The sequence below is a fragment of the Shewanella sp. K8 genome (assembly GCF_028823715.1).
GTDB classification, from domain to species: Bacteria; Pseudomonadota; Gammaproteobacteria; order Enterobacterales; family Shewanellaceae; genus Shewanella; species Shewanella algae.
Map to the genome: position 1 here is coordinate 40,906 of NZ_JAPEHY010000015.1, position 23,378 is coordinate 64,283.

General features: G+C 53.5%; 20 protein-coding genes. 3 read left to right on the forward strand and 17 right to left on the reverse strand.

Annotated features, from left to right (window positions below):
- Positions 1 to 11: 11 nt before the first annotated feature.
- Complete coding sequence (locus ON072_RS09980) at positions 12 to 623, reverse strand: TetR/AcrR family transcriptional regulator (protein WP_096142601.1); 612 nt, start codon at positions 621 to 623, stop codon at positions 12 to 14.
- Positions 613 to 912 (reverse strand): hypothetical protein, encoded by a 300-nt coding sequence (locus ON072_RS09985; protein ID WP_208166099.1) that lies wholly within the window; start codon positions 910 to 912, stop codon positions 613 to 615. The genes ON072_RS09980 and ON072_RS09985 overlap by 11 nt, the downstream gene beginning before the upstream one ends.
- On the opposite strand from ON072_RS09985, the gene ON072_RS09990 reads away from it, so the two are divergent.
- Positions 911 to 2,368 (forward strand): MFS transporter, encoded by a 1,458-nt coding sequence (locus ON072_RS09990; RefSeq protein ID WP_107006160.1) that lies wholly within the window; start codon positions 911 to 913, stop codon positions 2,366 to 2,368. The two genes, ON072_RS09985 and ON072_RS09990, sit on opposite strands and share 2 nt — an antisense overlap.
- On the opposite strand, the gene ON072_RS09995 is transcribed toward ON072_RS09990, so the two are convergent.
- The 5 genes from ON072_RS09995 to speFL form a co-directional block, all read right to left on the reverse strand.
- Positions 2,365 to 5,094: a DEAD/DEAH box helicase gene (locus ON072_RS09995; RefSeq protein ID WP_274626040.1), complete on the reverse strand. Its 2,730-nt coding sequence runs from the start codon at positions 5,092 to 5,094 to the stop codon at positions 2,365 to 2,367. The genes ON072_RS09990 and ON072_RS09995 overlap by 4 nt on opposite strands.
- Before the next feature lie 234 nt (positions 5,095 to 5,328).
- Entirely contained in the window at positions 5,329 to 6,483 is a 1,155-nt protein-coding gene (locus tag ON072_RS10000) for a porin (RefSeq protein ID WP_025011934.1), read from the reverse strand.
- A 77-nt stretch (positions 6,484 to 6,560) separates the two neighbouring features.
- Positions 6,561 to 7,880, reverse strand: coding sequence for a putrescine-ornithine antiporter (potE, locus tag ON072_RS10005; RefSeq protein ID WP_028780970.1), 1,320 nt, complete (start codon positions 7,878 to 7,880; stop codon positions 6,561 to 6,563).
- Between the two features lie 58 nt (positions 7,881 to 7,938).
- On the reverse strand, positions 7,939 to 10,104 hold the full coding sequence (gene speF / locus ON072_RS10010) for an ornithine decarboxylase SpeF (protein ID WP_025011933.1): 2,166 nt from the start codon (positions 10,102 to 10,104) through the stop codon (positions 7,939 to 7,941).
- Between the two features lie 268 nt (positions 10,105 to 10,372).
- The gene (gene speFL, locus ON072_RS21110; protein ID WP_363325324.1) at positions 10,373 to 10,504 is read right to left on the reverse strand and encodes a leader peptide SpeFL; all 132 of its coding nucleotides are present in this window, start codon (positions 10,502 to 10,504) and stop codon (positions 10,373 to 10,375) included.
- A gap of 407 nt (positions 10,505 to 10,911) precedes the next feature.
- Between speFL and ON072_RS10015 the strand changes: the two genes are divergently transcribed.
- Positions 10,912 to 11,247: a YkvA family protein gene (locus ON072_RS10015; RefSeq protein WP_025011932.1), complete on the forward strand. Its 336-nt coding sequence runs from the start codon at positions 10,912 to 10,914 to the stop codon at positions 11,245 to 11,247.
- Between the two features lie 36 nt (positions 11,248 to 11,283).
- Here the strand turns inward: ON072_RS10015 and ON072_RS10020 are convergent, their stop codons facing one another.
- The 8 genes from ON072_RS10020 to ON072_RS10055 all read right to left on the reverse strand — a co-directional run bounded on the left by ON072_RS10020 (position 11,284) and on the right by ON072_RS10055 (position 19,542).
- On the reverse strand, positions 11,284 to 12,342 hold the full coding sequence (locus ON072_RS10020; protein WP_274626041.1) for a porin: 1,059 nt from the start codon (positions 12,340 to 12,342) through the stop codon (positions 11,284 to 11,286).
- A gap of 103 nt (positions 12,343 to 12,445) precedes the next feature.
- Complete coding sequence (locus ON072_RS10025; protein ID WP_274626042.1) at positions 12,446 to 13,411, reverse strand: formate dehydrogenase subunit gamma; 966 nt, start codon at positions 13,409 to 13,411, stop codon at positions 12,446 to 12,448.
- Between the two features lie 18 nt (positions 13,412 to 13,429).
- The gene (locus ON072_RS10030) at positions 13,430 to 14,053 is read right to left on the reverse strand and encodes a TorD/DmsD family molecular chaperone (protein WP_144166159.1); all 624 of its coding nucleotides are present in this window, start codon (positions 14,051 to 14,053) and stop codon (positions 13,430 to 13,432) included.
- Positions 14,050 to 14,598, reverse strand: a complete 549-nt coding sequence (locus ON072_RS10035) for a 4Fe-4S dicluster domain-containing protein (protein ID WP_025890007.1) — start codon at positions 14,596 to 14,598, stop codon at positions 14,050 to 14,052. The genes ON072_RS10030 and ON072_RS10035 overlap by 4 nt, the downstream gene beginning before the upstream one ends.
- 11 nt (positions 14,599 to 14,609) lie before the next feature.
- Positions 14,610 to 16,811: a molybdopterin-dependent oxidoreductase gene (locus ON072_RS10040; RefSeq protein WP_144166158.1), complete on the reverse strand. Its 2,202-nt coding sequence runs from the start codon at positions 16,809 to 16,811 to the stop codon at positions 14,610 to 14,612.
- 116 nt (positions 16,812 to 16,927) lie between these two features.
- Positions 16,928 to 18,370 (reverse strand): disulfide bond formation protein B, encoded by a 1,443-nt coding sequence (locus ON072_RS10045; RefSeq protein WP_025011928.1) that lies wholly within the window; start codon positions 18,368 to 18,370, stop codon positions 16,928 to 16,930.
- 9 nt (positions 18,371 to 18,379) lie between these two features.
- Positions 18,380 to 18,547, reverse strand: coding sequence for a hypothetical protein (locus ON072_RS10050; RefSeq protein WP_164489371.1), 168 nt, complete (start codon positions 18,545 to 18,547; stop codon positions 18,380 to 18,382).
- A gap of 32 nt (positions 18,548 to 18,579) precedes the next feature.
- Positions 18,580 to 19,542, reverse strand: coding sequence for a LysR family transcriptional regulator (locus tag ON072_RS10055; RefSeq protein WP_025011927.1), 963 nt, complete (start codon positions 19,540 to 19,542; stop codon positions 18,580 to 18,582).
- Positions 19,543 to 19,878: 336 nt separating this feature from the next.
- On the opposite strand from ON072_RS10055, the gene ON072_RS10060 reads away from it, so the two are divergent.
- Entirely contained in the window at positions 19,879 to 20,448 is a 570-nt protein-coding gene (locus ON072_RS10060; protein ID WP_144166157.1) for a hypothetical protein, read from the forward strand.
- Between the two features lie 49 nt (positions 20,449 to 20,497).
- On the opposite strand, the gene ON072_RS10065 is transcribed toward ON072_RS10060, so the two are convergent.
- Both ON072_RS10065 and ON072_RS10070 read right to left on the reverse strand, forming a co-directional pair.
- Positions 20,498 to 21,076: a lipid-binding SYLF domain-containing protein gene (locus ON072_RS10065; RefSeq protein WP_028780964.1), complete on the reverse strand. Its 579-nt coding sequence runs from the start codon at positions 21,074 to 21,076 to the stop codon at positions 20,498 to 20,500.
- A 186-nt stretch (positions 21,077 to 21,262) separates the two neighbouring features.
- Complete coding sequence (locus ON072_RS10070) at positions 21,263 to 23,323, reverse strand: S9 family peptidase (protein ID WP_144166156.1); 2,061 nt, start codon at positions 23,321 to 23,323, stop codon at positions 21,263 to 21,265.
- Positions 23,324 to 23,378 lie beyond the last annotated feature (55 nt).

A 23,378-nucleotide genomic window follows, 5' to 3' on the forward strand; every position in this document is an offset into this window, starting at 1 on the left:
GGCTGCGTAGGCTAACATCCCAGCAGACGCCGGAATTCCAGTGACAGATCTTCGCCGAGTTGTTGCGCCGTCGCTTGGCGGTCCTTGATGCCGTTATGCATGGCGTTGTCTACCGCGCCATGCATGCCGTGATAGAGGATGATGGCGCTCAGCTCTGGCCTTTCCAACTGCCAGGCGCCATGGCGCTTGCCGTTTAGCAAAAGCTCAATAATCTGCGCCAACACCCGATCCCGCTCACTGTTGCCGTGACCGTGATAATAGTTGTCATGGAAGAGCAGGTCGTGCAGCTCTATACCGGCCAGATAGGCGTTGACACTGGCCCGGCACCAAACATCCAGTCGTGTCGGCCAGTCATCGCTATCGCAGGCATCCATTGCCAGTTGCACCTGCTCGACAAAATGCCGGCTAAAGCGTTGCCGCAGAGCTGAGAGTATCTCCGGCTTGGCATTGAAGTAGTGGTAAAAAGTCCCCTTGGCGACCTTGGCCTCGCGCACTATGTCGCTGACTGTAGTGGCTTCAAACCCCTTCTCAATAAATAACTTCTGTGCCGCATCCATGAGTTCATCGAGACGAACCTCTGCCGGTTTGGTACGTGGAGCTCCCGGGGTGCTGTTATTTGTCATTAGCCATACCACTCAATATAAGAAGTTTGATCTGCCAGGAAACTGCGTTGGCCAGGATAATGTTTTTCTTGGCCGATTGGCCGCCAAATTCTTTCATACTCGCCGAGTGAATCAAGCCCCTGTGCATTATGACCGCCTTGTCAGAATCGGCATTCATCCTACCTAAAGTGCTGATCCAAGGCCAGATGGCGGCCATCCAGTGATTGTAAATGCCATTGACCGACGGTCGGTCGAAATCTATATTGAGAATTATTCTCAATAATAACTGAGCTTCAAGGAGGAACAGCATGTCTTCTCTGCGTCAGGTCGCTCTGCTTGCGGCCATCTGTCTGGGCACTTTTATGGCGACTCTGGATATCAGCATAGTCAATGTCGCCTTGCCGACCATGAAACAGGAGTTGGCAATCAGCATGGCGGATTCCCAATGGGTGGTGAACGCCTATGCCCTGTGTTTATCGGCTTTAATTCTTTCTTCCGGGCCGCTGGGGGACCGTTTTGGCCGCAAGTTGTTGTGGCTCTGCGGGGTCGTGCTGTTCACTCTGGGTTCAATCGCCTGCGCCATGGCAGACTCTCTGTGGCTGTTACTCCTGGGAAGGGTGATTCAAGGGATTGCCGGTGCCGCCGTTATCCCGGGAGCCCTGTCTCTGTTGACCCACGCCTTTTCTGACGTTGGCGCCCGCACCCGCGCGATAGGCATCTGGTCATCGGTCAGCGCCCTGTCTCTGATACTGGGGCCGATAGTCGGCGGTTTGCTGGTGCAGCATGTGGGTTGGCAGAGTATTTTCTGGATCAATGTCCCCATAGGCTTCATCGCATTACTGCTGGGGGCTTGGGGGCTGGACGAGAGTGCCGACCCGGAACAGGCGGCACTGGATTTTGCCGGGCAGTTGCTCAGCATACTCTTCCTTGGGGGACTGACCTATGGCCTTATCGGCTTGGGTGAGCATGATTGGTTGAGTTATCACACCTTGGTGCCGCTGTTGTTGGCCGCCATTTTGTTTGCGGTCTTTATCCGGGTTGAACTTAAGGCGCCGCGGCCACTGCTGCCGCTGAAGCTGTTTCGGCAGCGGGACTTTAGTTGCTATAACTCGGCTTCCTTTGTGTTGGGCTTTTCTGCCTACAGCAGCGTGTTTTTTATGTCGCTGTTTTTTCAGGAAGCGCAGCGTTGGGATGCTGCCGAGGCCGGTTGGCGGATGGCGCCCGAGTTTATCGCCATGGCTGTGGCGGCCATGGGGTTTGGCCGCCTGGCGGCGAACTTTGGAGTCAGGCGACTGATGAATCTGGGGTATGGATTGATGGCTTTGGCGCTCATGTTGCTGTCAAACCTGCAAGGGGAAACGGCTTATTTTCTGACGGCGGGCTATCTTGCCCTGCTTGGTTTGGGAATGGGGCTGGCGGTACCGGCAACCAGTGAGCTGGTGATGGCCAGTGTCGGAGCTCAGCGCTCGGGCATGGCTTCGGCCACCATGAATGCCGTGAGGCAGACGGGTATGACCTTGGGGATCGCCCTCTTGGGTACTCTAATGAGTCGGGTCATCTACACGGCCAAAGAGACTGAAAGTGGGGGACAGTTTGAACCGAGTGGGATAGCGGCGATAAATCATCAGGCGGTTGCCGCCGGCTTTGGGGCCGCCATGTTTTGGGCCGGCGTGCTTTGTTTGGGGATGACCTTATGGTTACTGCTACTGCGTCATCCCCGTTTGGGTTCGCTTGCAGCCGCCAAAACCGCCTCTGATGATTGTTAACTCTGGGGTTCCCGAGTCAGCTTACTGCGAATGCGCTCGATACAGGCACTGGGATTCTTCAACCAGAGTCCATAGCTGATGGGCAACATGGGCACCTTGGCCCGCTGCAGTATCTTGTATGTGTCCAGTTCAAAGAAGTCCATCCAAGGGCCGGGAAAGCCGATGAGATCCAGCGCCAGATACTCGCCCTGCCAGCGACAGAGGATATCCACCTCTGTGCCGGCTATCTCATAGCCCGGCCAGGTTTCGATATTGTGCCCGGCCAAGGCGTCACAAAGCTGGCGCTGAAACTGATCCAGCTGGTCATTTTGCCTGTGCCGAGCATTGAATTGACGGCTGGATTCCAGATAGAGACGCAGCAGTGAGTTGCTCGGCAGCTCTTGGGCCGCTACCGAAACAAACAGGTGCTGTTGTTCCCTGGCGCGGGTAATGGCTACATTGAACACATCTTCGCGGTTGAGATATACCGCGGCTCTCTTGCTCTGTGGGTCAACGGCGAAGGAGAGATACATAATGTCGCGCTCCTCTCCCTGAAAACCAAAGGGGGTGTCGGCCCGCAGGCGATACTTTTCCAGCTCGGTGGCGGAAAACTGTTTGAACAAAGCATCGGCCAGCGCATCGGCCTGAGCCCTAAAAGGCGATAACACTCCCAGCGACTTGGTCATTCCCGCTTGCTCGCAGCTGTCTATCTGCTGCCTTATCAGGTTGCACAGTGCACTGATTTCAGCCTGGTTGACTCCCTGTTCACTGCGCTCGCCCATCACTGAGTGCAGATGCAGATGGCCGCTGCTGGTACAGGGTCTGTGCTGCATTATCCGCAGCCGCTGCTGATAAAACTGTGAGTTGCTGAAGCTGATAAGCTCGGGAGCGCTGCGAAAGTGCTCATCGAGAAAGGCGACCTGCTGCTGGGAGGCTATCTGCTCGGCCACCAGATCCAAAATCGATTTATCGCGATAGCTGCAGATGCCGGATTGCGCTGTGGACACGCCATGCAGTTGTTGCAACGCCAGCTCTTTGCTGCGGGACAGGAAAGAGATATGCCTGAGCTGCTTGCCATCGCCGACCACCAGTGCCCGTTTGGCCCGAAACAGTGCCGGTAAGGCGCTGGTGATATTGCTCTGGCTGGCTTCATCGAAGATAACCAGATCGAATAGCTCCCGCTGCAGCGGCAATACCTTGTGAAGGGTGTTGAGGCTCACTAGCCAGATGGGAAACGCCTGCTGCAACACCTGGTAATCCAAGGTATCGAACAGTGCAAACTGCCGCTGTGAGGTGCGGGAACGAATCGCTTGATTGAAAGTTTGCAGCTGTTGCCTGTGGTTGTTCAGCAAGCCGGCGACCCGGCTGGCTTTGACATTTTGCAGCAACTTGGCTGCCAGCGCCTCTTTGGCTGTCAGGCTATCGTTCAACTCATCCAGGGTGTCCCAATGTTGGCTCAGGTTTTCCATGCTGTGGCCAAACAGAGCAAGATAGAGCTGCAACAACCAGCGCCGCTGTGAGCGCTCCAGTTTGTGCAGCCTTTGACCGCGGCGAATGGCGCGGCGTAAAAATCGCAGCAGCCGGCGTTCTGAGTTGTCCAGTTGCCGGTTCAATAAATTGAGCTGGCTTTCCAACTGCCGCGGGGGTGTGTGCTCAAGTGAATGATAGCCGTCCAGCAGATTGCTGAGATAATCCTTCAGCTGTTTCAGGAAGGCCTTTTGTCCCGCCCGCAGGCTGATGTCCTTGAGCCCGAACTGACTCTCAAGCTTGTCGTTAATGACATCGAGCGCATGCTCGTTGTTGGCGACGATCAGCACAGACTCGCCCCGGGCCATATGTTCGGTCGCGACGGCGGCTATGGTATAACTCTTGCCTGTTCCCGGCGGCCCGACAACGCAGCCAAGACTGTGGCCGGCGCCTATCTCCAGCACTTGCTGCTGTGCCCGGGACAAGAGGCAGGGCAGGTACTGGCTTTTGAGGCGGCGCTTGGCTTCGGCCTTGGGTGGCAGTTGTGTTCCCATCAGATTCTGCAGCGGCGCCGAGAGTTCGGCCGCATTCATCATGGCAGAGATCTCATGCAGAATGCCGCGACTGGCGCTGGGGCGTTTCAGAAACACCAGTGCCGATGCCGGCACCAGAGTTAACTTACGCTTGCGGGTCAGGCGGGCGAGGCTGTCATAGCCTGTCAGTTTGGGGAATCCCAGCAGCCCCAGGGTATCTATGTTCTGGTGGCTCTGGCTCAACAGCGAGGTCCAGCTGTCGGGGCGCTCGGGAGCGAAGATGGCATCAAAGCCGGCTTCCATAGTGTCTTCCGGCAGCAACAGCCGCAGCAAGGGTTCGTTAATCTGCAGTGCCCCCTCTTTGAGGGAAACATAGAAGCTGCCGTCATCCTCTTCCAACTGGGCTTCTTTAAAAACCAGAGGGCTGAGTACAGTGCGGGTTTGCCCCTCTTCCTTTAATTGGCCGACCACAAAATGGGAAACGTAAAGCAGTTGGCGCTCGCGCTGGTACATGGCGATTCTGGGCAGGAGCTGCGCCCCGGCTTCATGGGCGATTGGCTGTCTTGGCAGGAAGCCTGAAAGCAGCGAATCCTCGCCCTCAATAAATAGCCTGTCTTCCTGGTTTAGTTTGCCAAGGTGCCACAGATTAAGGTCGACACAATCTTCCTTATAGCAATCCTGGTAGTAAGCGAGTAATGGTTTGGCGGGCATGACCTTGGCTATTTTTTTGCGTTGGCGCGGCTGCATCCACTGAAGCCGCGGGATGGCAAGTATCCTAACGGTTTAGGCGTAAGCTTTCCAGAAATGCGCCATGATGCCGGTCGTTTTGAGTGGAGCCTGGGGGCATATCTCCCGCCAAACTTTTCGGATTCAAGTAAAAAAAACCACCCTGGAAGGAAGTGGGGTCAGGGTGGCCGAGCGTGCCTGGCAAAAAGGGTACTGCCAGCAATGGAGCGGGAGTGTGCCGCTATAGAAGTTCAGTTAAAAGAAGTAGTTGATCCCCACTGCGAAGTTATTGTCCTGGGCGGCATCTTCGGCCGGGTCATCCATGTCGCTGAAGTCCAGTTTGGCCTCAAAGAACATCACAGTGTCTCTGCTGTATCTATAGTGCAGACCCACCATGGCAAACTGGCGACGCCAGTCCCCTTGAATGGCGCTGTGCTGATCTGTATCCAGATCCAGGTAGCTGAGCATGGCAATGGGCACAAAGCCGTTGTCGTATTGGTAGGCCACCATCAGTTCGGCGCCGGTGGCGTCGTACAGTTCACCGCCAACCAGTTCGTTGTTGTCACTCTTGTGGGCGTTGAAACCCACATACAAACCGCTTGCTTCACGGTTGGGTGCATAGTGATAATAGTCGCCATACATGGCACCTATGCCTACTATCTGGTTGGTCACCTTGAGTTCGCTGCCTTCCAGGTGGCCATCGATATCACCACGGTTGAAGCCGGCCAGTAGTTTGAACTTGTCGGTGACGCTGTAGGTCAGGCTGGCACCGTAGCTGGAATCAAAGTCCAGTTCAGAGTTGGCCAGTGGTTCGCCATTGCTGTCCTGTACCGAGACCTCACCATCTTGCTTGGCGGCGTATTGCAGTGCCAGATGCAGCGGGCCAAAGTCATTGCGGTATTGGAATGCGGCATCGGCGCGCCCTGTACCCGTCAGGCCACCATCGCCGAAGGTGTAAGCGCCGACGGCATAACCGGCCACGACATTGGGTAAGTCAGTGGTACCGGCCACATCATAATAGGCGCCCCACTGCTTCCCGAAGGTCAGGCTACCCCAGGTATCGTGGGACAGACCGACATAACCCAGGCGGTTGTTAAGGAAGTCATCGGTTTTCTCTGCGGCGAGTCTGCCGCCCTGTAGCACCAGATTGTCATCACTGGTGACCATGTTGATGCCCCATTCGGTGACCGCATAGGCGGTCCAGCCGTTGCGCTCTTTACGCTCGAAGCTCAAACGTATCCTTGATGTGTCGTCAATTACCGAGGTCTCGTGGCCATCATTGTAGGCGGCGAAACCCAGCCATCCACTGATGCCAAAGCTATTGGTATCATCGTTGTACAGATCGATTGCCTGGGCTGAGCCGCAGAGCAGCAGCGCAGGGATTGCCAGCGCCAGTATTGTCTTGTTCATAGTCCACCTCATCCAATATTGTTATTGATTTAACTTTTAGGTGGGCGCGCACGCAGGGGAGTGCACACCCGTAAGCCTTAAGCGTGTTTCAATTTTTGCTTGTCGTTTTTGTTGGAAATAATGCCGAACAGGGTCCAACCGAAGAAGGTTGCGATAGAACCCAGCATTACGGCGGTTTCCCCTGAGCTATAGAGGGCATAGAAGCTGTACAGGGCACCAATTACCGCCATAAAGTTGGCAATTCGGGCCTGTTTTACAGGGATATTCAATTGTTTTTGCATCACACCCAGAGCAGCCATGGAAAGGATGTAAGGGATGATGTTGGTGACCACGGCCAGGTTAACCAGTGCCTCAAACTGTTTGCTCAGCGATGGGCTGATGGTCATCAGTGACAGTACCGTTTGTACCGAAACGATGATCAGCATGCCGACAACCGGGGCGTCTTTCTTGGTCACCTTGGAGAAGGCTTTAGGGAAGAAACCTTCATCGGCAGATGACTTGAACACCTGGGCGATGGTGAACTGCCAACCCAGAAGGGAACCGGTACAAGAGATGATGGCACAGGCCATGACGATGGAACCGATAGTGGGGTTGAACATTTGCGCAAAGGCCAGACCGAAAGGTGCGTTGGACAGCGCCAGCTCACCGTTGGGCACAATACCGGCGATCACGTTGGTAGAGATGATGTAGATAACCGCTGCACCTATGGTGCCGCCCATTACCGCGATAGGCACGTTTTTCTCTGGGTTCTCTACTGCTTCAGAGTTGGCACAGGCAGATTCCAATCCCAGGAAGGCCCACAGTGTCATGGCGATTGAGCCACCCAGAGCCTTGAAGAATGGCATGTCGTGGGGGTTCCAGGCCGCTTTGTACAGGTCAAAGTCGAACCAGAACCAACCTATGAGGGACACCCCGATAACCGGAATGATAATCCCCCACACGGTAACACTGGATACCTGACCTGTGATGCGGGCACCACCGAAGTTGGCCACAGTGGCCAGCCAGAGCACACCTATGGTGGCCAGACAGATAGCGATGGGGCTGAGTTCGACACCGAACAGCACGGCACCATAGCCCACGGCGGAAATCGCGATGGCCACGTTGGCGATCAACAGAGATACCGCATAGGTATAGTTGGCCATAAAGTTGCCACTGCGACCGAAGGCATACTCGGCATAACCGCCCATACCACCCGATTTTTTGCTGAACATACCGCACTTGGCAAAGGCGTAGGCCAATGCCGTTGAACCCGCCGCCGTCACCAACCAGGACAGAATTGAAATCGTTCCCACCTGAGCCAGCTGGGTTGGCAGCATAATGATACCTGAGCCCATCATGTTCACTATGGTGAGTATGGTTAGCTGAACCACGCCAATTTTATTATTTGCTTTGCTCATAATTATTTACCTAAGTCATGTTGCCAGGTGGCGGGGCGCCATGCCCCGCCGCTTATGGTTAAGCTTTCAGGACATAGCCCATGGCCTGTTGCCGGCCTTCAGGGGTTTGTTCCAGATACACACCCTGCAGCTCAGGTGAGAAACCCGGCAGCAGATTGATCCCTTCTTCCAGGGCGAGGAAGTAACGTTGAACCGCGCCACCCCAGATCTCGCCGGGAACCACACAGAGCACTCCCGGTGGGTAAGGCAGGGCGCCTTCGGCCGCGATGCGACCTTCCACCTGTGACAGGGGCACCAGCTCCACATTGCCGCGGATAAACTCTATGTTGGCTTCCTGTGGGTTCATCACGGCTTTGGGGAAGTGGGCCTGACGGAACATCTCTTTTTGCAGCTGTTTTACATCATGGCTGACATAGAGGTCATGCATCTCCTGACACAGCTGGCGTATGGTGTAACCCTGATAGCGTTCCTTGTTGGCGTTGTAGACATTGGGCAGCACTTCAGACAGCGGCGCATCTTCATCGACCAGCTTCTCGAAGCGGGCAATCTGAGATACCAGATGCTGCATCTTGGCCATGTTTTCGGCCGGGGTGATCAGGAACAGAATCGAGTTGAGGTCGCACTTCTCCGGAATGATGTTATTTTCACGCAGGAAGTTGGCAAGAATCGTCGCCGGAATACCGAAGTTGGTGTACTTGCCGGTTTCGGCATCGATACCCGGAGTCGTCAGCAGGAACTTACAAGGGTCGACGAAGTATTGGCCTTTCTCATATCCCTCGAAGGCATGCCATTTCTGACCGGGTTCGAATTCGAAGAAGCGCAGGTCATCGGCCATCTGTTCTGTTTCATGATCCTGCCATGGGGTACCTTCTATCATTGGCGGAATGAAGGGCTTGATATATTTGCACTTTTTCAGCAGCAGTTTACGGGCTTCGATACCGGCTTTCACCGCCTCACGCCACAGGAAGCGGCCACTGGCGCCTTCGTGCATCTTGGCGTTGACATCCAGTGCGGCAAACAGCGGATAGAAGGGGCTGGTGGAGGCGTGCAACATAAAGGCGTTGTTGAAACGTTTATGGTTGCAGTATCTGTCCTGGCCCTTGATATGGCTGTCTTTCTTGTGGATTTGCGAGGTTTGTGAGAAACCGGCCTGCTGTTTGTGTACCGACTGGGTCACCAGGATCCCCGGATCTTCTGCGGTCAGCTCCAGCAACAGCGGTGAGCAGTCGTTCATCATGGGTATAAACTGCTCATAGCCCACCCAGGCGGAGTCAAACAGTATGTAGTCACACAGGTGACCTATCTTGTCCACGACCTGACGGGCGTTATATATGGTGCCGTCGTAGGTACCCAGCTGGATCACCGCCAGACGGAAGGGGCGCTTGGCATCGGCACGGCTGGGGTCAACCTTGCGGACTTCTTCGCGCAGATAGTTTTCGCTGAAACAATGGGCATCGATACCGCCGATAAAGCCGAAGGGGTTACGGGCAGTTTCCAGATAAACCGGGGTAGCACCGGCCTGGATCAGCGCGCCGTGGTGGTTTGACTTATGGTTATTGCGGTCAAACAGTACCAGATCGCCCTTGGTCAGCAGCGCATTACACACCACCTTGTTGGAGGCTGAAGTGCCGTTGAGGACAAAGTAAGTCTTGTCGGCATTGAATACTTTGGCGGCATGCTTCTGGGCATCACAAGGGGCGCCTTCGTGGATCAACAGGTCGCCCAGTCTGACGTCGGCGTTACACATGTCGGAGCGGAATACTGTTTCGCCAAAGAAATCAAAAAACTGACGGCCAACCGGGTGCTTACGGAAGAACTGGCCGCCTTGGTGTCCTGGGCAGGCAAAGGTGGAGTTACCCATTTCCACATATTTCTTCAATGTACCAAAGAAAGGTGGCAGCAGTGCCTGCTCATATTTATTGAGCGCGGTTTCTACCTGTTTGCCGTAAAACTCAGTACTGCTGCTGGCGCACAGCTCAAATACGCCGGTAATGGAAGAGCAGATATCATCGGGGAAGGCTTCTTCACAACATACGGCAACGAAGATCGGCAGTTTCAGGCCTGTGTTATTGATTTTGTCGACTATACCGTTATTAACGTCTGTGACTGAAACAACCACGGCACCAATATCGCAAAAGTCGGTAGTTAATACGTTGACCACTTCTCTTTCAGTATCAAAACAAGAACGAACAGATAAACTTGCTGCAATTTTTAGTGATTTCATAAAATAACCTTATTTAAAAAAGTCAGCAGGGCTCGTATCGGAAAATAAATTCCAATATTAAAATTTAGATAAAGTCAGCCCTGGGCTGATATATTCAAGCAGCGATATTTATGTAAGGCGTAGAGATACCATGACGAATGCTTCGTCAGAGAAAAGGTATAAGAAAGCCTTACCGTTACGCGTGCAGGATATTACCGGCCGAGTAAAAGCAACTAATTGTATGTATTGGGGATGCTAAGGAGATGGATGCGCGGAGCAGCCTATCTCCTCAGTCAGCGATGATTGAGGCGGGGAAAAAGTAGGAGTAGTCAAAATAGTCACGATGGGTTGGCATCATGATATGTCGGGTGCGCCTTATATGCGCCATGATTTTGGACTTTCTCTTCATATACAACTCCATTACGTTTAGAGAAAAGCACTGGTGATAACTTAATTGCGAGTTTATATCCGGCCAAAAAATAAAAGTATGAGCTAAGTCATAGTTCCAATCACTTGTGAAAAAGTGTATCTGCTTATTTTAAATTTTTATTGTTTTTAATGAGTTGTACCAAAAATTTACACTTTATATTTATATATTGTTTTGGTTATACATAAAATAAGGAACATTTAAAATAAATGGATATGTATGATATATCGATATATTTGAGATTATATTGCGATTATTTGATTAAATATTCACTTTATTAAGACTGTTGCATAAAGGTAAATGAGTCGGCGGATTATTCCAGTATCAACCATTTGTATGGTGCTTGACGTTGTCGGGGCCTGGGTTGAATACTGTCCTCTATATCGGCAGTGGAGAGTGAGATGGAACAAGAGCAGTACAGCGACAGTGGTTTCTGGGCCAAACTCAAGGGTTATGCCAGGCAGGCCGGCAGGGAGGTAGTGCAAAAGGCGCTCTGGCTATACTATGCCGCCCAAAGACCCGATACCCCCAAATGGGCCAAGACGGTGATCTTTGGCGCCCTGGCGTATTTCATTACTCCCTTGGATGCCATTCCGGATCTGACGCCCTTGGTGGGTTTCAGTGATGATCTCGGTGCGCTGGCAGCGGCACTGACCATGGTGAGCCTCTACGTGAATGCCGAGGTGAAGCAGGAAGCCGATCAGACGCTGAAGCGCTGGTTTGGGGATGAGCAGTAACTCAAGGTTGGCCGTCCCTGGCCCAATGGAGAAGGTTCAGAAGCGCCAGTTCAGATCGAAGTCGTAGCGAATGCCTATGGCAATGCTCTTGTCGGTGGCACCTTGTTCGTTGTCTTGCTGCAGGTACTCCAGGTGCAGGCGTACATTGCCGGCGGGGTTCCATTCCAGCGTGGTGTTGAAGCCCTGATAATCCAGGCTGATATCGGGCTCCAGGCCATCATCGAAGCGGAAGTAGCCCAGCTTGAGTTTGTAGTCCTGCCACAGCGGGATCGCCAGTGCGGCGTCCAGGGTGCTGCCGTCCCTGTCTTCGGAGCCTGTCAATTGATAGTCTTTATACTGGTAGGCGAGCGCCAGATAGATGCCGTTGTCGAAGCTGTAGGCCACAGCGGCGGCGCTGGTCTTATCCTTGCCGGTTTTCAGCTCACCCTCGAAATTGTCCTGTTCCAGATAGCTCACCCCCAGATGCAAACCCTGCCAGTCAAAGCCCAGACCGGCATTGATGGCATCGGTGCCGCTGTTATCGCCTTCACCATCGAAACGTGCCGAGGCCATCAGGGTAAAGTGCTGCAACTTCAACTGATACAACGCCAGGTTGTCGGCGAAGAAGGGGCTTTCCTGGTTGTAGGCAAACGGGCTATTGGCGTTGTTGAATATGTCTGTGTATTCGGCCACCAGGGTGTACTGCACCGGCCGCTGGCGGCCGAAGCTGAGTTGACCATAGGGTGAATCCACCCCGGCAAATGCCAGCCTGGCATCGCCGAAGCTGCCATCACCATTGAGGTTGATTTTCCATTCACCCTGAGCCAGCAAGGCCCAGCCGGGGGCAAATTCGGTGCGGCCCTTGACGCCGATGCGGGACAGGGCATCGCCAACATCCCACTCATCTGTGATGTCACTGTCGCTGTAAACCAGGGTCGGGCGCAGTGAGCCATAGAGGCTGAAGCTGGTGTTCTCGGCACTGGAGCTGACTTGTTGCTGCTCCAGGCGTTGCAGGCGCTGGTCAATCTGCTGCCAGTCACCGTTGCTGTTATTGTCGGCCGCCATTGCTGTCAGCGGCAGGGCACAACTGAGTAAATACAGGGAAGATGTTCGCATCTGTTTGTCCCTCATTTGGGTATAGGGATCCCCGACCCATAAGGGCCGTGGTTGCCATAGGTTTGGAAAACCCTCCCCCGGGAGCAGGAGGAGGGCGCAGGGGTTATTTGCCTTTGGAGAGGCTGTCGTACCAGAGGTTGTGGTGCTGTTTCGCCCAGTTTTCGTCGCACTTGCCACTGAGCATACATTCCATACCGCCTTCAGAGATCACTGTGGCCATATAGATGTGCACTATTGTAAAGGCGCCGAGTACGAAGGCACTGACAAGGTGGAGGATCAATGCCAGATTGGCACCGTCTTTGGTGGCCACCAGGCTTGGGAACATAAGCACCAGACCCGAGCCGACCATCAGGGCACCGAACAAGGCGAAGCACCAGAACCAGAGTTTTTCACCGGCATTGGCAAAACCGGCATCCGGATGCTTGCCTTTGAAGGGGCCGAAGTTCAGATAGCCGCCAACCACTTTGAGCCAGCCGATATCACAGGCTTCCGGCAGCTGCTTACCGGCCCATTTGACCACCATGACCGCCCATCCCAGGATGAAGGGGAAGGCCATCAGGTCATGCAGGGCTACCGAAGTACCGATAAAGCCGGTCCAGTGGGAGTCGCCCATGTTGGGTTCCAGCCAGAAGCGGCCGGCAACCATGATAAGGCCTGTGATGATCAGCAGTAGGCAGGCGATGGCGCCCACCCAGTGCACCAGCACATCCATGCCACTCCAGCGGTCGACCTTTTTGCCGGAAAAGCCCTGGCTCAGCTTGGCTTTACCATTGATGGCCACGAACAATGCCAGCAGTACTATCATGCCAAAGAAGCTGTAGCTCAGGAGGTCGGCCCACCAGGAGGCCGGCGCCAGAGTATCGAGATACCCTTGATTGACGGGGGGCAACGCGTCCGGGAACTGTGCCTGTTGCGGCATGCCCCTGAGTTCAGGGATATCGCCCTGAATCGCCACTTCCTGTATCGGTTGCCACTGTTGTGGCTCGGGTGTCAGAGTGTCGGCGGCCAGCAGCGGTAAGCTGAATACTAAGGCCACAGCACCTGAGATAAAGGCATTTAAACTTTTCATGTCAAATCCTTAAACATCTTAATGATGCTTTGCAGTCGGAGTCTCGACCCCGGAATTCTTCAGTCTGGAAGTGAGGAAGTCTTCCAGCACCTGGGCATAGCAACGCCAGAAATCCAGCCGTGCATGTTGGCTGATCCCCTGGGCAAACGCTTGATACCAGGTGCCTAAGTGTTGCTCGAGAAAGACTTGCGCCAACTGCTCCAGCTCATCGGCTGCGGCCGGGTCTTCGTTTTGCTGCTGATGGCGCAGGGCCTCGGCACAAAACAGAAACTCCAGCTCATTGCCTATATAGTCCGCCGGTTCGTTGAAACCTGTATCTGTCACCAGTCCCAGCTGCTGGTAGAAGTCGGCGACCTCCAGAGTGCGATCCGTATGGATCTGCCGGCCGACATCGCGGTAGACAGACTCATAGGGAGGCACCAGCAACTTGGTGGGGCCGATACACATACGGTTGAAGTCACACTCAAGTTCCAGAGGCTCTGATTGCCAATGTTTGGCTTGTTGGAGCAACTCTGGATAACGCTGCTCCTGTTCCAGCCAATCGATAAGCCGCTTGAGCGATTCAGGGCTTGAGGGGGCAAACAGCATTCCCTTCAAGGCCTGATAGCCGCTGGCGACCGGACCGAGGTCGAGATGTGTCATGGCCGCTCCTTGATGATGACCATATTGGGCTTGGTGATGCAGTCGCCGTAACCTACGCCTTGTTTACTGGCTGAAGGTTTCTGGGCCAACACCTGCTGTACTCTGTCGGTATCCAGACACTTGACCGGACAACCGTCGACACAGGCGGGCTTGAGACCCTGATCGATAAGCTCAATACACATGTTGCACTTGGCGGCTTTGCCATCGGTTTTCAGCATGACTACCGCATCATAAGGACAGGCACTGACACACAGGCCGCAACCGGTACATTTCTCGCGGTTGAGTACTACCAAACCATCGTCACGCACTGTATAGGCCTGAGCCGGGCACACCATGAGACAGGCCGGGTTGCCGCAATGCATGCAGGAATGGCTGAGCCACACGTCCACCATGCCGTCGTCACGTTTGACTTCGTAGCGGTCTACCTTGCGAAAGCGCACGTCTTCCGGCAGCTCATTGTGGATCTGGCAGGCTATGGTGCATGCCTGGCAGCCGACACAGTTTTCCTGTCTGAAGACGAATCCGAGTTGATGTTTGTTTTCCATGAGGATCTCCTTCAGGCTTTGGCCAGTGCCACGCGGGTTGAGTGATAGGCCGAGCAGCCGCCCATATCGGTCAATTTATCTGTGGTCAACGAGTTGGTGCAGCCTTCGGTGCCGTTGGGATTGAGCCTGAGCCAGTTACACTTGGGAGTCATCAGCGAGCCCTCTGGCACACCTGTGGTGACCATGGCCACAAATTTGGCTTCACCTCTGTGGTTGCTGAGTTTGACTGTGTCGTTGTTGGCAATGCCGTATTGCTGGGCATCTTTGGGATTGATCTTGACGTAGTAGGCTGGAATGGCGCGGATATATTTCACGTTGTAGAAGGAGCTGTTAACCCGCTGTGGTACCCCGGAAGATAGCAAGCGGAATGGCAACTCTCGCTCTCTGGGTTCCATCTCATCCTCTGGCAGGCCCCAATCCAGTACCGGGTGGAAACCGGCATCGGCCATCAACTGAGAACTGAATTCAATCTTGCCGCTTGGGGTTTCATATTTACCGTCGGCCAATACGGGCTGAGGAATGTCCAGCTTGATGTATTTCTCCTTCATCAGCCGGTCATAGGTTACTCCTTTATAGTACTCGGAGTCGGTATCCAGCAGCTCGCGGATCACATCGTCATTGCTTGCCTGGAAGGCGGGGTCTTCAAAGCCCATAGCCTGGCCCAGCTCGCGGAAGAAGGTCCAGTTACACTTGGATTCACCCAGAGGTTCAATCACCTTCTGGCACACCTGCACATAGTAGCCGTGGTAGTCACCGACAATATCATCGGTTTCAAACTGGCTGGCAGCCGGGACTATAATGTCGCAGTACTGCAGAGAGTCTGTCATTACCATGTCGTGGCCGACAACAAACAGGTCTTCGCGCTTCATCCCCTCGAGCACCGCATTGGTATCGGGTGCCACAACCACAGGGTTACCGTTGTAGATGATCATCCCGTGGATCGGCTTGCTGGGCTTGTCGTGGCTGGTGGGATTGGTTGGATGCAGCGCCTTGGCCAGCTCTGTCATATTGATCCGCTGGGCATCCGGATTCGGGCGCATGTATTTGCCGCTGGCCTGGTACTGATTCAAGCCACCACCGGCATGAACGTTGTCATAGATAAGGCCGTTACCGCGCTTACCGAAATTGCCTGTGACCGCCAGCAGCATGGCGACGGCGCGAGACATACGGGCACCGTTGAAGTTGCGCTGGAAGCCATAACCCATACGCAGCATGGTTTTTTCGTTTTCACCCAGTACCTGGGCAAATTCAAACATCTTGGCTCTGGGTACCCCGGTAATGGCTTCGATTTCGTCGTAGCTGATTTCATCGAGGCGCTTGAGCAACTCGTCGTAGCCTATGGTCTGTTCGGCAATAAATTTATGATTAACCAGATCTTTTTCTACAAGATACTTCATGATGCCGGCACACAGTTGTACGTCTGTGCTGGGGCGAGGTTGCAGGTAGATGTCGGCCTGAGAGCACAAAGGTGTGCGCTGTGGGTTGACCGCCAGCAGCTTGGTGCCGCGATCCCTGGCCTGGTTGATGAGCTTGATGGCTATGGTGTTGGAAACGACTTCATCGTGTCCCCAGGTCAGATAGACGTCACTGAGCAGCACATCTTCAGGATCCGGGCCGAGGAAGGTGCCGTAGAGTGACTTGAGGCCGTCGTAGGCGGCGTAGGTACATACCTTACGTTCCAGAATGGAGGAACCGATACGGTTCCAGAAACGCTCGCCGGAGGCCGACATGCCGATGGCACCATAGTTACCCGAATAGCTGTAGGGCAGAATTGCTTCCGAACCGTGCTCATTGATGATCTGCTTAAAGCGGCTGGCGATCTTGCTGTAGGCTTGATCCCAGGTGATCCGGCGCCACTTGCCTTCACCCTTCTTACCCACCCGTTCCATGGGATGCAGGATACGGTCGGCGGCATAGGTGTACTGAACATAACTTTGCCCCTTGAGGCAGGGTGCCTTGCCAGTCTTGGCCTGTTCCTCGGCACCGGTGACATAAGTCATTCTGCCGTCCTGAACCCGGAACTTGAGCAGACAGCGGGCGGCGCAGTTACGCAGGCAGCTGTGGTACACGACTTTGCCGTTACGCTTGGCCAGCAACCCTGAATTGGCTCCCGCCTCTTTGGCATTGGCAACACCGGGAGTCAACCCTGACAGGGAGGAAAGCACGGCTGTGGCGCTGGCCCCCTGTAGAAATGTGCGTCTGTTGATTTTCATAGTCATCACTCACCATAATTTGGACCCTGGGTCCGTTATGATTGTTGGCCCAAGGGCCTTTATAGTGCCGGTTTCCCGGCGTTACCCCGGGGGATACCCCCCGGAGCTAAGGTGCGTTACATTACAAAGGTTTGCAGTTGGTTACGGCCATTCACCAGGCTGACAGTCAGCAGTTGACCATCGCGAACCAGTAAGCCCTGTGGGTTGTTTGTGCCAGGCAGTTTCACACCTGAGTGAACTTCACCTGTGAGCAGGTTGAGTTGCATGGCTTCACTCGCATCATTGTTGAGCAGCCAGGCTTGCTCGCCATCGACGCTGATACCCGTCAGTTGTGGCAGCGCCTTGCCTTCAAGCCCCTTGAGATTGGCTTCGGCAGACAGTGTCATGTCACCCTTGTCGAAACGGGATACCACCAAGGCATCGCTGAGTTCGTTGCGGGTGGTGACAGTGACGTATTGATCCAGCGCTTTGCTGTAACCCAGTGCCAGGCTATAACTGGTCTTGGCTCTGACAGTGCTGAACTGACCACGGGCCGTTTCGCCTATACCGTCGCTGCTCTGATTGAAGCGGCGATAGTTCATTTCCCAATTTTGCTCAGGATCCACTACCAGTTCGGCCCAGGCCTTGTTGAACCCCATCACCAACAGGCTGTTGGCCGAGGTAAAGCTGACGCCGCTCAAGGTTTCAATGTGCAGCATATACATGCCGTCGATTTGCGCCTGAGTGAGTAGTTTGAACTGACGGTCGAGTATGTAGACCCAGTTGTCTGAAGTGGTCAGGGCGTAGAGCTGGCTTTCAGGCTGGTAGTCGATGGCAGTTACCCGGCCGGAAATCGCTTCCGGCAATGCCGTTTGACTCAGTAGTCTGGCTTCTGGAGCCGAGGTAAACAGTGCAGCTGTCTTGTTCCAACTTTCTATATCCGGGTTGCTGATGGCATAGGCGCCGCGGGCATCCGGGGCATAGGTTGGCCAGTGGTCCAGTTCCCAGCTCATGAACTTGGGATTGAAGGATACGCGGCCTGGACTGTCCTGGCCGACGAAGGGAATCGGGCCGGTTTGGGTAAAGGCCTGTACTATGTTGCCGGCTATTACCACCAGGAATACGCCGCAGGCCAATTTTGGTAGGGTGTCCAGCGGCTGTTTGCCATAGGCGTTGCCGGGAAATTTATTGCCCAGGGTCAGCATCAGCAGAGCAACAACCACAAGGACCACGATAAAGACCAGCAGTGCCCAGGTGTAGGTATGGGCGCCCATGATCTTCAATGAGAAGCCCTGGCCTATGTCGCTGCCGAGGTTGATGGAAGTATGCACGGATGCCATAAAGGCACCATAAATACCCAGCCAAACCAGCGCGGCAATATATTTCGGCTTGAGGCCAAAGCGCACAATATACAGAGCGGTCAGCGCCACCAGAATCATTGCCGTACGTTCTTGCCAGCAAAATGCACAAGGGTTATCCAGGAGAATAAATCCGAAAAAGAAACAGGCAATACCTACGGGTAAGGCCATGATGACAATAGCGGCGAAGGATGCCAACTTGTTGAATATATGCTCTTTCATAACGACTCTTTAGTAATTTCCGACTGGAAGTAAAATGCCCCAGGACATCATGATCCAAATAAAGAAACTCATTCCGATACAACCGAAAAGAAGTTTATCTGCCAGTTTTTCTTTTTCTGGTTTCTTATAAACCAGATAAGCGGCATAGGCCGTAATGCAAAATAGTGTGAACTCCATTGGATACCTCTTGTTTCACTTGTGATTTATCTCTATGTGGCCGCAGCCAAACGCCATTCCCGTTCCAGTCCATAAACGAGTTTTGATTTCACCCAGTTGAATGCCGGGGAATTATTAATATTTCCATAAAGAATGTAATTGCCGACGGTACGATGTTCGCTACGGATTTCTTTTATATTTTCAATCATGTTGTCAGATAATCTTCGATAACTGACCGCCGGCAACATGTCGACAAACTTGCGGGTAAATTGATTGCAGCTGAGGGTTATATTGTCCGACTCGGCAAGGATCTGCATCGCGGTGGCAACACTGTCTGTATAACCGGCGACATCCATCTGCAGGCCGTTGTCCCGACACAGATTGACCAGCAAAGGGCAGGTCAGGTCGTTGTAGTTGTCGATTTCCAGCAAGGGATAGTGGGATAGCTGCTCCAATGACATGGATTCGGACAGAATTGGATGATCTTTTCTGGCCAGAATGTAGATATCACCTGTCTCAGAGAAGATTTCATAGTTGAGCCGGGTGTCATCAAAACCTTCGTAGACCACCACGAAATCGACGCCGCCACCAATGAGTTCATTGCTGCAGTCATGGCTTAGTGTACGAATGTCGAAACGCAAGTTGGGGGCTTCGGGAAGAATATAGTTATCTATAACTTTATGAACCGCATAGACAAATTCATCATAGGCTCTGATAACAAAATGACCGCCGGATTGGCTGGGGGAAAAGACAGAATGTTGCCGCTCAAGCAGTTGATATTGTTCTACCAATAATTTGGCGTGTGGGATTAACTCTTCGGTCTTTTGTGTAGGAATTAATCCATTTGATTTACGGACAAATAAAGAGTCCATAAAAACATCACGTAGTGCATTTAGTGTACGGGTGACGGCACAACTGGATATACCTAATTCGGCTGCGGCCAAGCTTCCTTGACCATGTTTATATACAGCGAGTAAAACTTTTAATTGGTTGTAATTAAGGCTGTCTATTTTCATGTAATCGCTCCCCACACTGCTGAGACATTACTATGAATTCATTGTTGGCCTATTGCCAAGATTAAGATCACATTGAGAAATAGTTAATTATTTGAAATATGAATTGCTTCCTATTTTTAACTAAGCGAAAAAACCTTATTTCTGCAGGCGAAATTAACATAGGGTTATTTTTATTCTCAGGGTGTGAATTTACTCAAGTAATACAGTGAAAGTATTTTCGAGATACTCACTTGTGACTTTGCTACTTGCGCATGGCAAAAACTTGTTATAGGGATTCAGTTTGGTTTCAAACTGCGCCGTTATAGTCGTTCATTTAATAGAGAAGGAACAAGAATAATGAAACGATTGGGACTGATGGCATCTTTGCTGCTGGCAACGACGGTTCAGGGGCAGGAGTTGACTGCTGCCGAGCAGTTTTTTAACCACTTATCCGGTTTGTGTGGCAAGGCCTACAGTGGCGAGTTGATCAAGGGGGGCAGCAGCGGCGATGGTTTTACGGGCCAGCCGTTGGTGATGCATGTGCGCCAATGCTCAAAAACCGAGATCCGTATTCCGCTGCATGTGGGAGAGGACAGATCCCGCACCTGGGTGATCAGCAAGACGGCCGATGGCCTCAGGCTCAAGCATGATCATCGTCATCAGGATGGCAGCGAAGATGCCGTAACCCAGTATGGCGGTGACAGTCGCAGTCCGGGAACCGAGTCCTGGCAGTCATTCCCGGTCGATGAATTTTCAATTACCAATTTCAAACAGCATGGTCTGGCCCAGTCGGTAACCAATGTTTGGCATCTGGGGCTGGATCAGCAGAATTTCAGTTATCGCCTGACCCGGGAGAAGCGTGATTTTCTGTTGCAGTTCAACTTAAGCAATGAAGTAACGCCACCTCCGGCGCCATGGGGACATTGATAAAACGGGCAAATGGATGAGGCGACTCAGGATCACCTCACCCATGGGCTTATTGCGCTTCGAAGGTAAATGATTGTCCGGCAAGTGCGGCTTCAACCATGAGGCCACCCTTGGCAGCGGTAAACACCGCCATGCCGTTGATATAGGAGGCCTTGGCAGCCTGACTGCCGCCGGATTGGCCGGCTCCGGCCGAGTTGCCTGTAGTACCGGCCTGAGCGTTGGCACCGGCGTTGATGGCTACGGCGGATGCCTGGGCGCCGAATTCAAAGCTGCCGCTGGTAAAGTCGCGGTAGGCCTGTTCATCCTTGAAGAAAATAATCTCGCTGTAGGCCTGACCACCGATTTGAAAACCGATGGAAACCTGAGTCATGCTCGACTCACCGGTATAAACGCCGCCGCGATAGACACGTCCTTTACCATAGGCCGCCCCTATGCCCAGACCTCCCTTGCCGACAGTGGGGAATATGGCGTAACCATAGGCAGAGTCGAAGAATTTATGGGTTTCACTGGCTTGTTTGAAGGTAGCTATGGCACTGCTGTAGCTGTCATTGGCACTGGCCGTCGGGATCAGCAGCAGGCTGCTCGCCAGGGCTAATAAGGCAAACAAGGTACTTGAAATGGCTTTCATGATGAACCTCCAAATTGAGAGTCTTAAGCTCCCCGTCAATGAGAGACTGGGTACCTGTAGGTACTCTTGAGCTTACTTGTCCGGCAGCAAAAATACAGAGGGGGAGACTAAAAAAGCGCCGATAACAGCGCTTTTTGGAGTGAATGTCAGCCAGAGTTCAGTTAACCCATCTCCTATACAGCACTGCTAAGGAAAGGGTTTGCCGAGAACATAATGTTCAAACCAGGCCTGATCCCAGTCCATCTTGGCTTGTTTGTGCTTGTAGCGGCTCAAACCATGGCCTTCACCCGGGTAAGTAATCAGTTCCACCGGCACATTCAGGTAATGCTTGAGGGCGCGATATAGCCCCTGGGCGTGCCCTAAAGGTACCCTGGCGTCTTTCTCTCCGATATGGATAAGTGTCGGGGTCTTTATTCTGTCTGCATGCGTCAGCGACGAGCCATGGGTATAAGCCTCGGGTTTTTCCCATGGCAAGCCCTGCATAAAGTTGACCACATGTCCGGGCGTGTCTTCCAGCATCCATTGCAGGCGCTGATCGAATACCCCGGCCCCTGAACTGGCGGCCTTGAATCTGTCGCTACTGGCGATAAGTGCATTGGTCAGATAGCCGCCGTTGCTCCAGCCCATGACGGCCAGCTTGTCGGCATCGACCAGGCCCTCGGCAATCAGCTTGTCCACACCGGCCATGATGTCGTTTACCTCAATCTCGTGTTCATGGCCCACCAGATCAGTGAGGAACTTGTCGCCATAACCGGTAGAACCGCGGTAGTTGGGCGACAACAAGGCCCAGCCGTTGGCGGCGAAAGTGGCACGGCCATAGGATCTGTGTTGCAGTGCAAACGGGGTAGCGGCAGTGGGGCCTCCGTGAATTTGCACAACAAGTGGCAGGGGGCCATCGGCTTTGCGGTAGCCGGGTGGTAATTCCAGTATGCCTTCAACCTGAGTGCCATCGGCGGCTTGCCACTTGACTATGCTCAGTTGTGGCAGCAACCAGGAATCGGTTTGCGGATTGATATTGGTCAGGCGTTTGGCCGGTGCTTTGCGCTTCTCGGCGTTGGCGATGAACAGATCGTAGAAGTGATCCAGGCCGTTATGGCTGAACGCCAGTTGCTTGCCGTTGTGACTGAAACTGTAACTGCCGATGACGGTATCATCCTGCAGCAGAGTCCGGGTGTCACCCTGTTCCAGGTCATTGATTTCAGTGCAGTAGAGGCGTACCAGCGCATGATCGGCGCCGCGATAGCAGATTTCTTCACTGCCCGGACGCCAATGGATGTCGCCGCCGCTGAGTGTCATATCACCCTGGCGTTTAACACTCAAAGGTGCCTGTTCGGGTTTACTGGTATCACTGATAAACAGCCTGCCTGGATGGCCGTCGAAATCGATTCTGAAGGCGAGACGGCGGTTATCCTCGGCCCAACTCAGCCCCAGCAGCCAGCCGTAAGGAGAGGGCGCCTGTTCACGCCAAAGCTTGTCGGCCAGAACCAGGCTGCCGGCGTTTTTGATATCGAAGACTTCTACCTGGGACCAACCTTCCAGATTGACCAACTCGTTGTCTTCTGTGGTGATCCGCGCCAGTTTATTGCCATCATGGCTGACGCTGAACTCCCAAACCACTTTGTCATCATCCAGCAGCAACTGCTTGCGAAAATGGTTCAGATCCAGGCGGTACAGGGGATTGGTATCGCGACTGCCGTGAGCATACTCAGGGCCTTGGTGAGCGGCGCGCATACCGGCCCAGGGATCTTTGTCTGTCAGGGTCTTATGGGTCAGGAAATAGAGCTGGCTGCCATCGTCACTCAGCTGGTAACTCTTGACGCCACCGGCCTCTTGGGTAACGGGAACAGCTTCACCACCTTGGATAGAGAGACGATAAATTTGCGGTTTGGCGTTGAAGGGCGCCGGCTGCTCGGCATGGCCGCGGCTGCTGAGAAAGTAGATATATTGGCCATCCGGGCTCCAGCTGATAGCGCTTTCACTCTCGTTGCTGAAGGTCAGTCGTTTGCTCTGGCGGCTCTTGCTGTCGACCAGCCAGATGTCTTTCTGGGCCTTATCCAGATTTTTGTCCCAGCGCGATTCCAGCCAGGCGGCCATTTTGGCATCCGGGCTGAGCACTACCTGGCCCATGTTGGCTATCTCGAAAAAGTCCTGGTTGGTTATTTTATGCTGCCGCTCTGCGGCCAATACCTGGGTTCCCATACCGATAAGGCACAGGGCCAGCAGGCTGTAGCTGTTAGGCAATCCCATCTCTGTTCCTTTGTTTTTGTTATTAAAAGCCGCATTAGATTAACGTAAAGGTCAC

Coding starts and splice junctions, on each gene's coding strand:
- ON072_RS10065 (WP_028780964.1), bottom strand. CDS start 21,076: ATGAAAGCCATTTCAAGTACCTTGTTTGCCTTATTAGCCCTGGCGAGC.
- ON072_RS10035 (WP_025890007.1), bottom strand. CDS start 14,598: ATGGAAAACAAACATCAACTCGGATTCGTCTTCAGACAGGAAAACTGT.
- ON072_RS09985 (WP_208166099.1), bottom strand. CDS start 912: ATGCTGTTCCTCCTTGAAGCTCAGTTATTATTGAGAATAATTCTCAAT.
- speF (WP_025011933.1), bottom strand. CDS start 10,104: ATGAAATCACTAAAAATTGCAGCAAGTTTATCTGTTCGTTCTTGTTTT.
- ON072_RS09995 (WP_274626040.1), bottom strand. CDS start 5,094: ATGCAGCCGCGCCAACGCAAAAAAATAGCCAAGGTCATGCCCGCCAAA.
- ON072_RS10000 (WP_025011934.1), bottom strand. CDS start 6,483: ATGAACAAGACAATACTGGCGCTGGCAATCCCTGCGCTGCTGCTCTGC.
- ON072_RS10040 (WP_144166158.1), bottom strand. CDS start 16,811: ATGAAAATCAACAGACGCACATTTCTACAGGGGGCCAGCGCCACAGCC.
- ON072_RS10025 (WP_274626042.1), bottom strand. CDS start 13,411: ATGAAAAGTTTAAATGCCTTTATCTCAGGTGCTGTGGCCTTAGTATTC.
- ON072_RS10055 (WP_025011927.1), bottom strand. CDS start 19,542: ATGAAAATAGACAGCCTTAATTACAACCAATTAAAAGTTTTACTCGCT.
- ON072_RS10015 (WP_025011932.1), top strand. CDS start 10,912: ATGGAACAAGAGCAGTACAGCGACAGTGGTTTCTGGGCCAAACTCAAG.
- ON072_RS10045 (WP_025011928.1), bottom strand. CDS start 18,370: ATGAAAGAGCATATATTCAACAAGTTGGCATCCTTCGCCGCTATTGTC.
- ON072_RS09990 (WP_107006160.1), top strand. CDS start 911: ATGTCTTCTCTGCGTCAGGTCGCTCTGCTTGCGGCCATCTGTCTGGGC.
- ON072_RS10070 (WP_144166156.1), bottom strand. CDS start 23,323: ATGGGATTGCCTAACAGCTACAGCCTGCTGGCCCTGTGCCTTATCGGT.
- potE (WP_028780970.1), bottom strand. CDS start 7,880: ATGAGCAAAGCAAATAATAAAATTGGCGTGGTTCAGCTAACCATACTC.
- ON072_RS10060 (WP_144166157.1), top strand. CDS start 19,879: ATGAAACGATTGGGACTGATGGCATCTTTGCTGCTGGCAACGACGGTT.
- ON072_RS09980 (WP_096142601.1), bottom strand. CDS start 623: ATGACAAATAACAGCACCCCGGGAGCTCCACGTACCAAACCGGCAGAG.
- ON072_RS10030 (WP_144166159.1), bottom strand. CDS start 14,053: ATGACACATCTCGACCTCGGTCCGGTCGCCAGCGGCTATCAGGCCTTG.
- ON072_RS10050 (WP_164489371.1), bottom strand. CDS start 18,547: ATGGAGTTCACACTATTTTGCATTACGGCCTATGCCGCTTATCTGGTT.
- speFL (WP_363325324.1), bottom strand. CDS start 10,504: ATGGAGTTGTATATGAAGAGAAAGTCCAAAATCATGGCGCATATAAGG.
- ON072_RS10020 (WP_274626041.1), bottom strand. CDS start 12,342: ATGCGAACATCTTCCCTGTATTTACTCAGTTGTGCCCTGCCGCTGACA.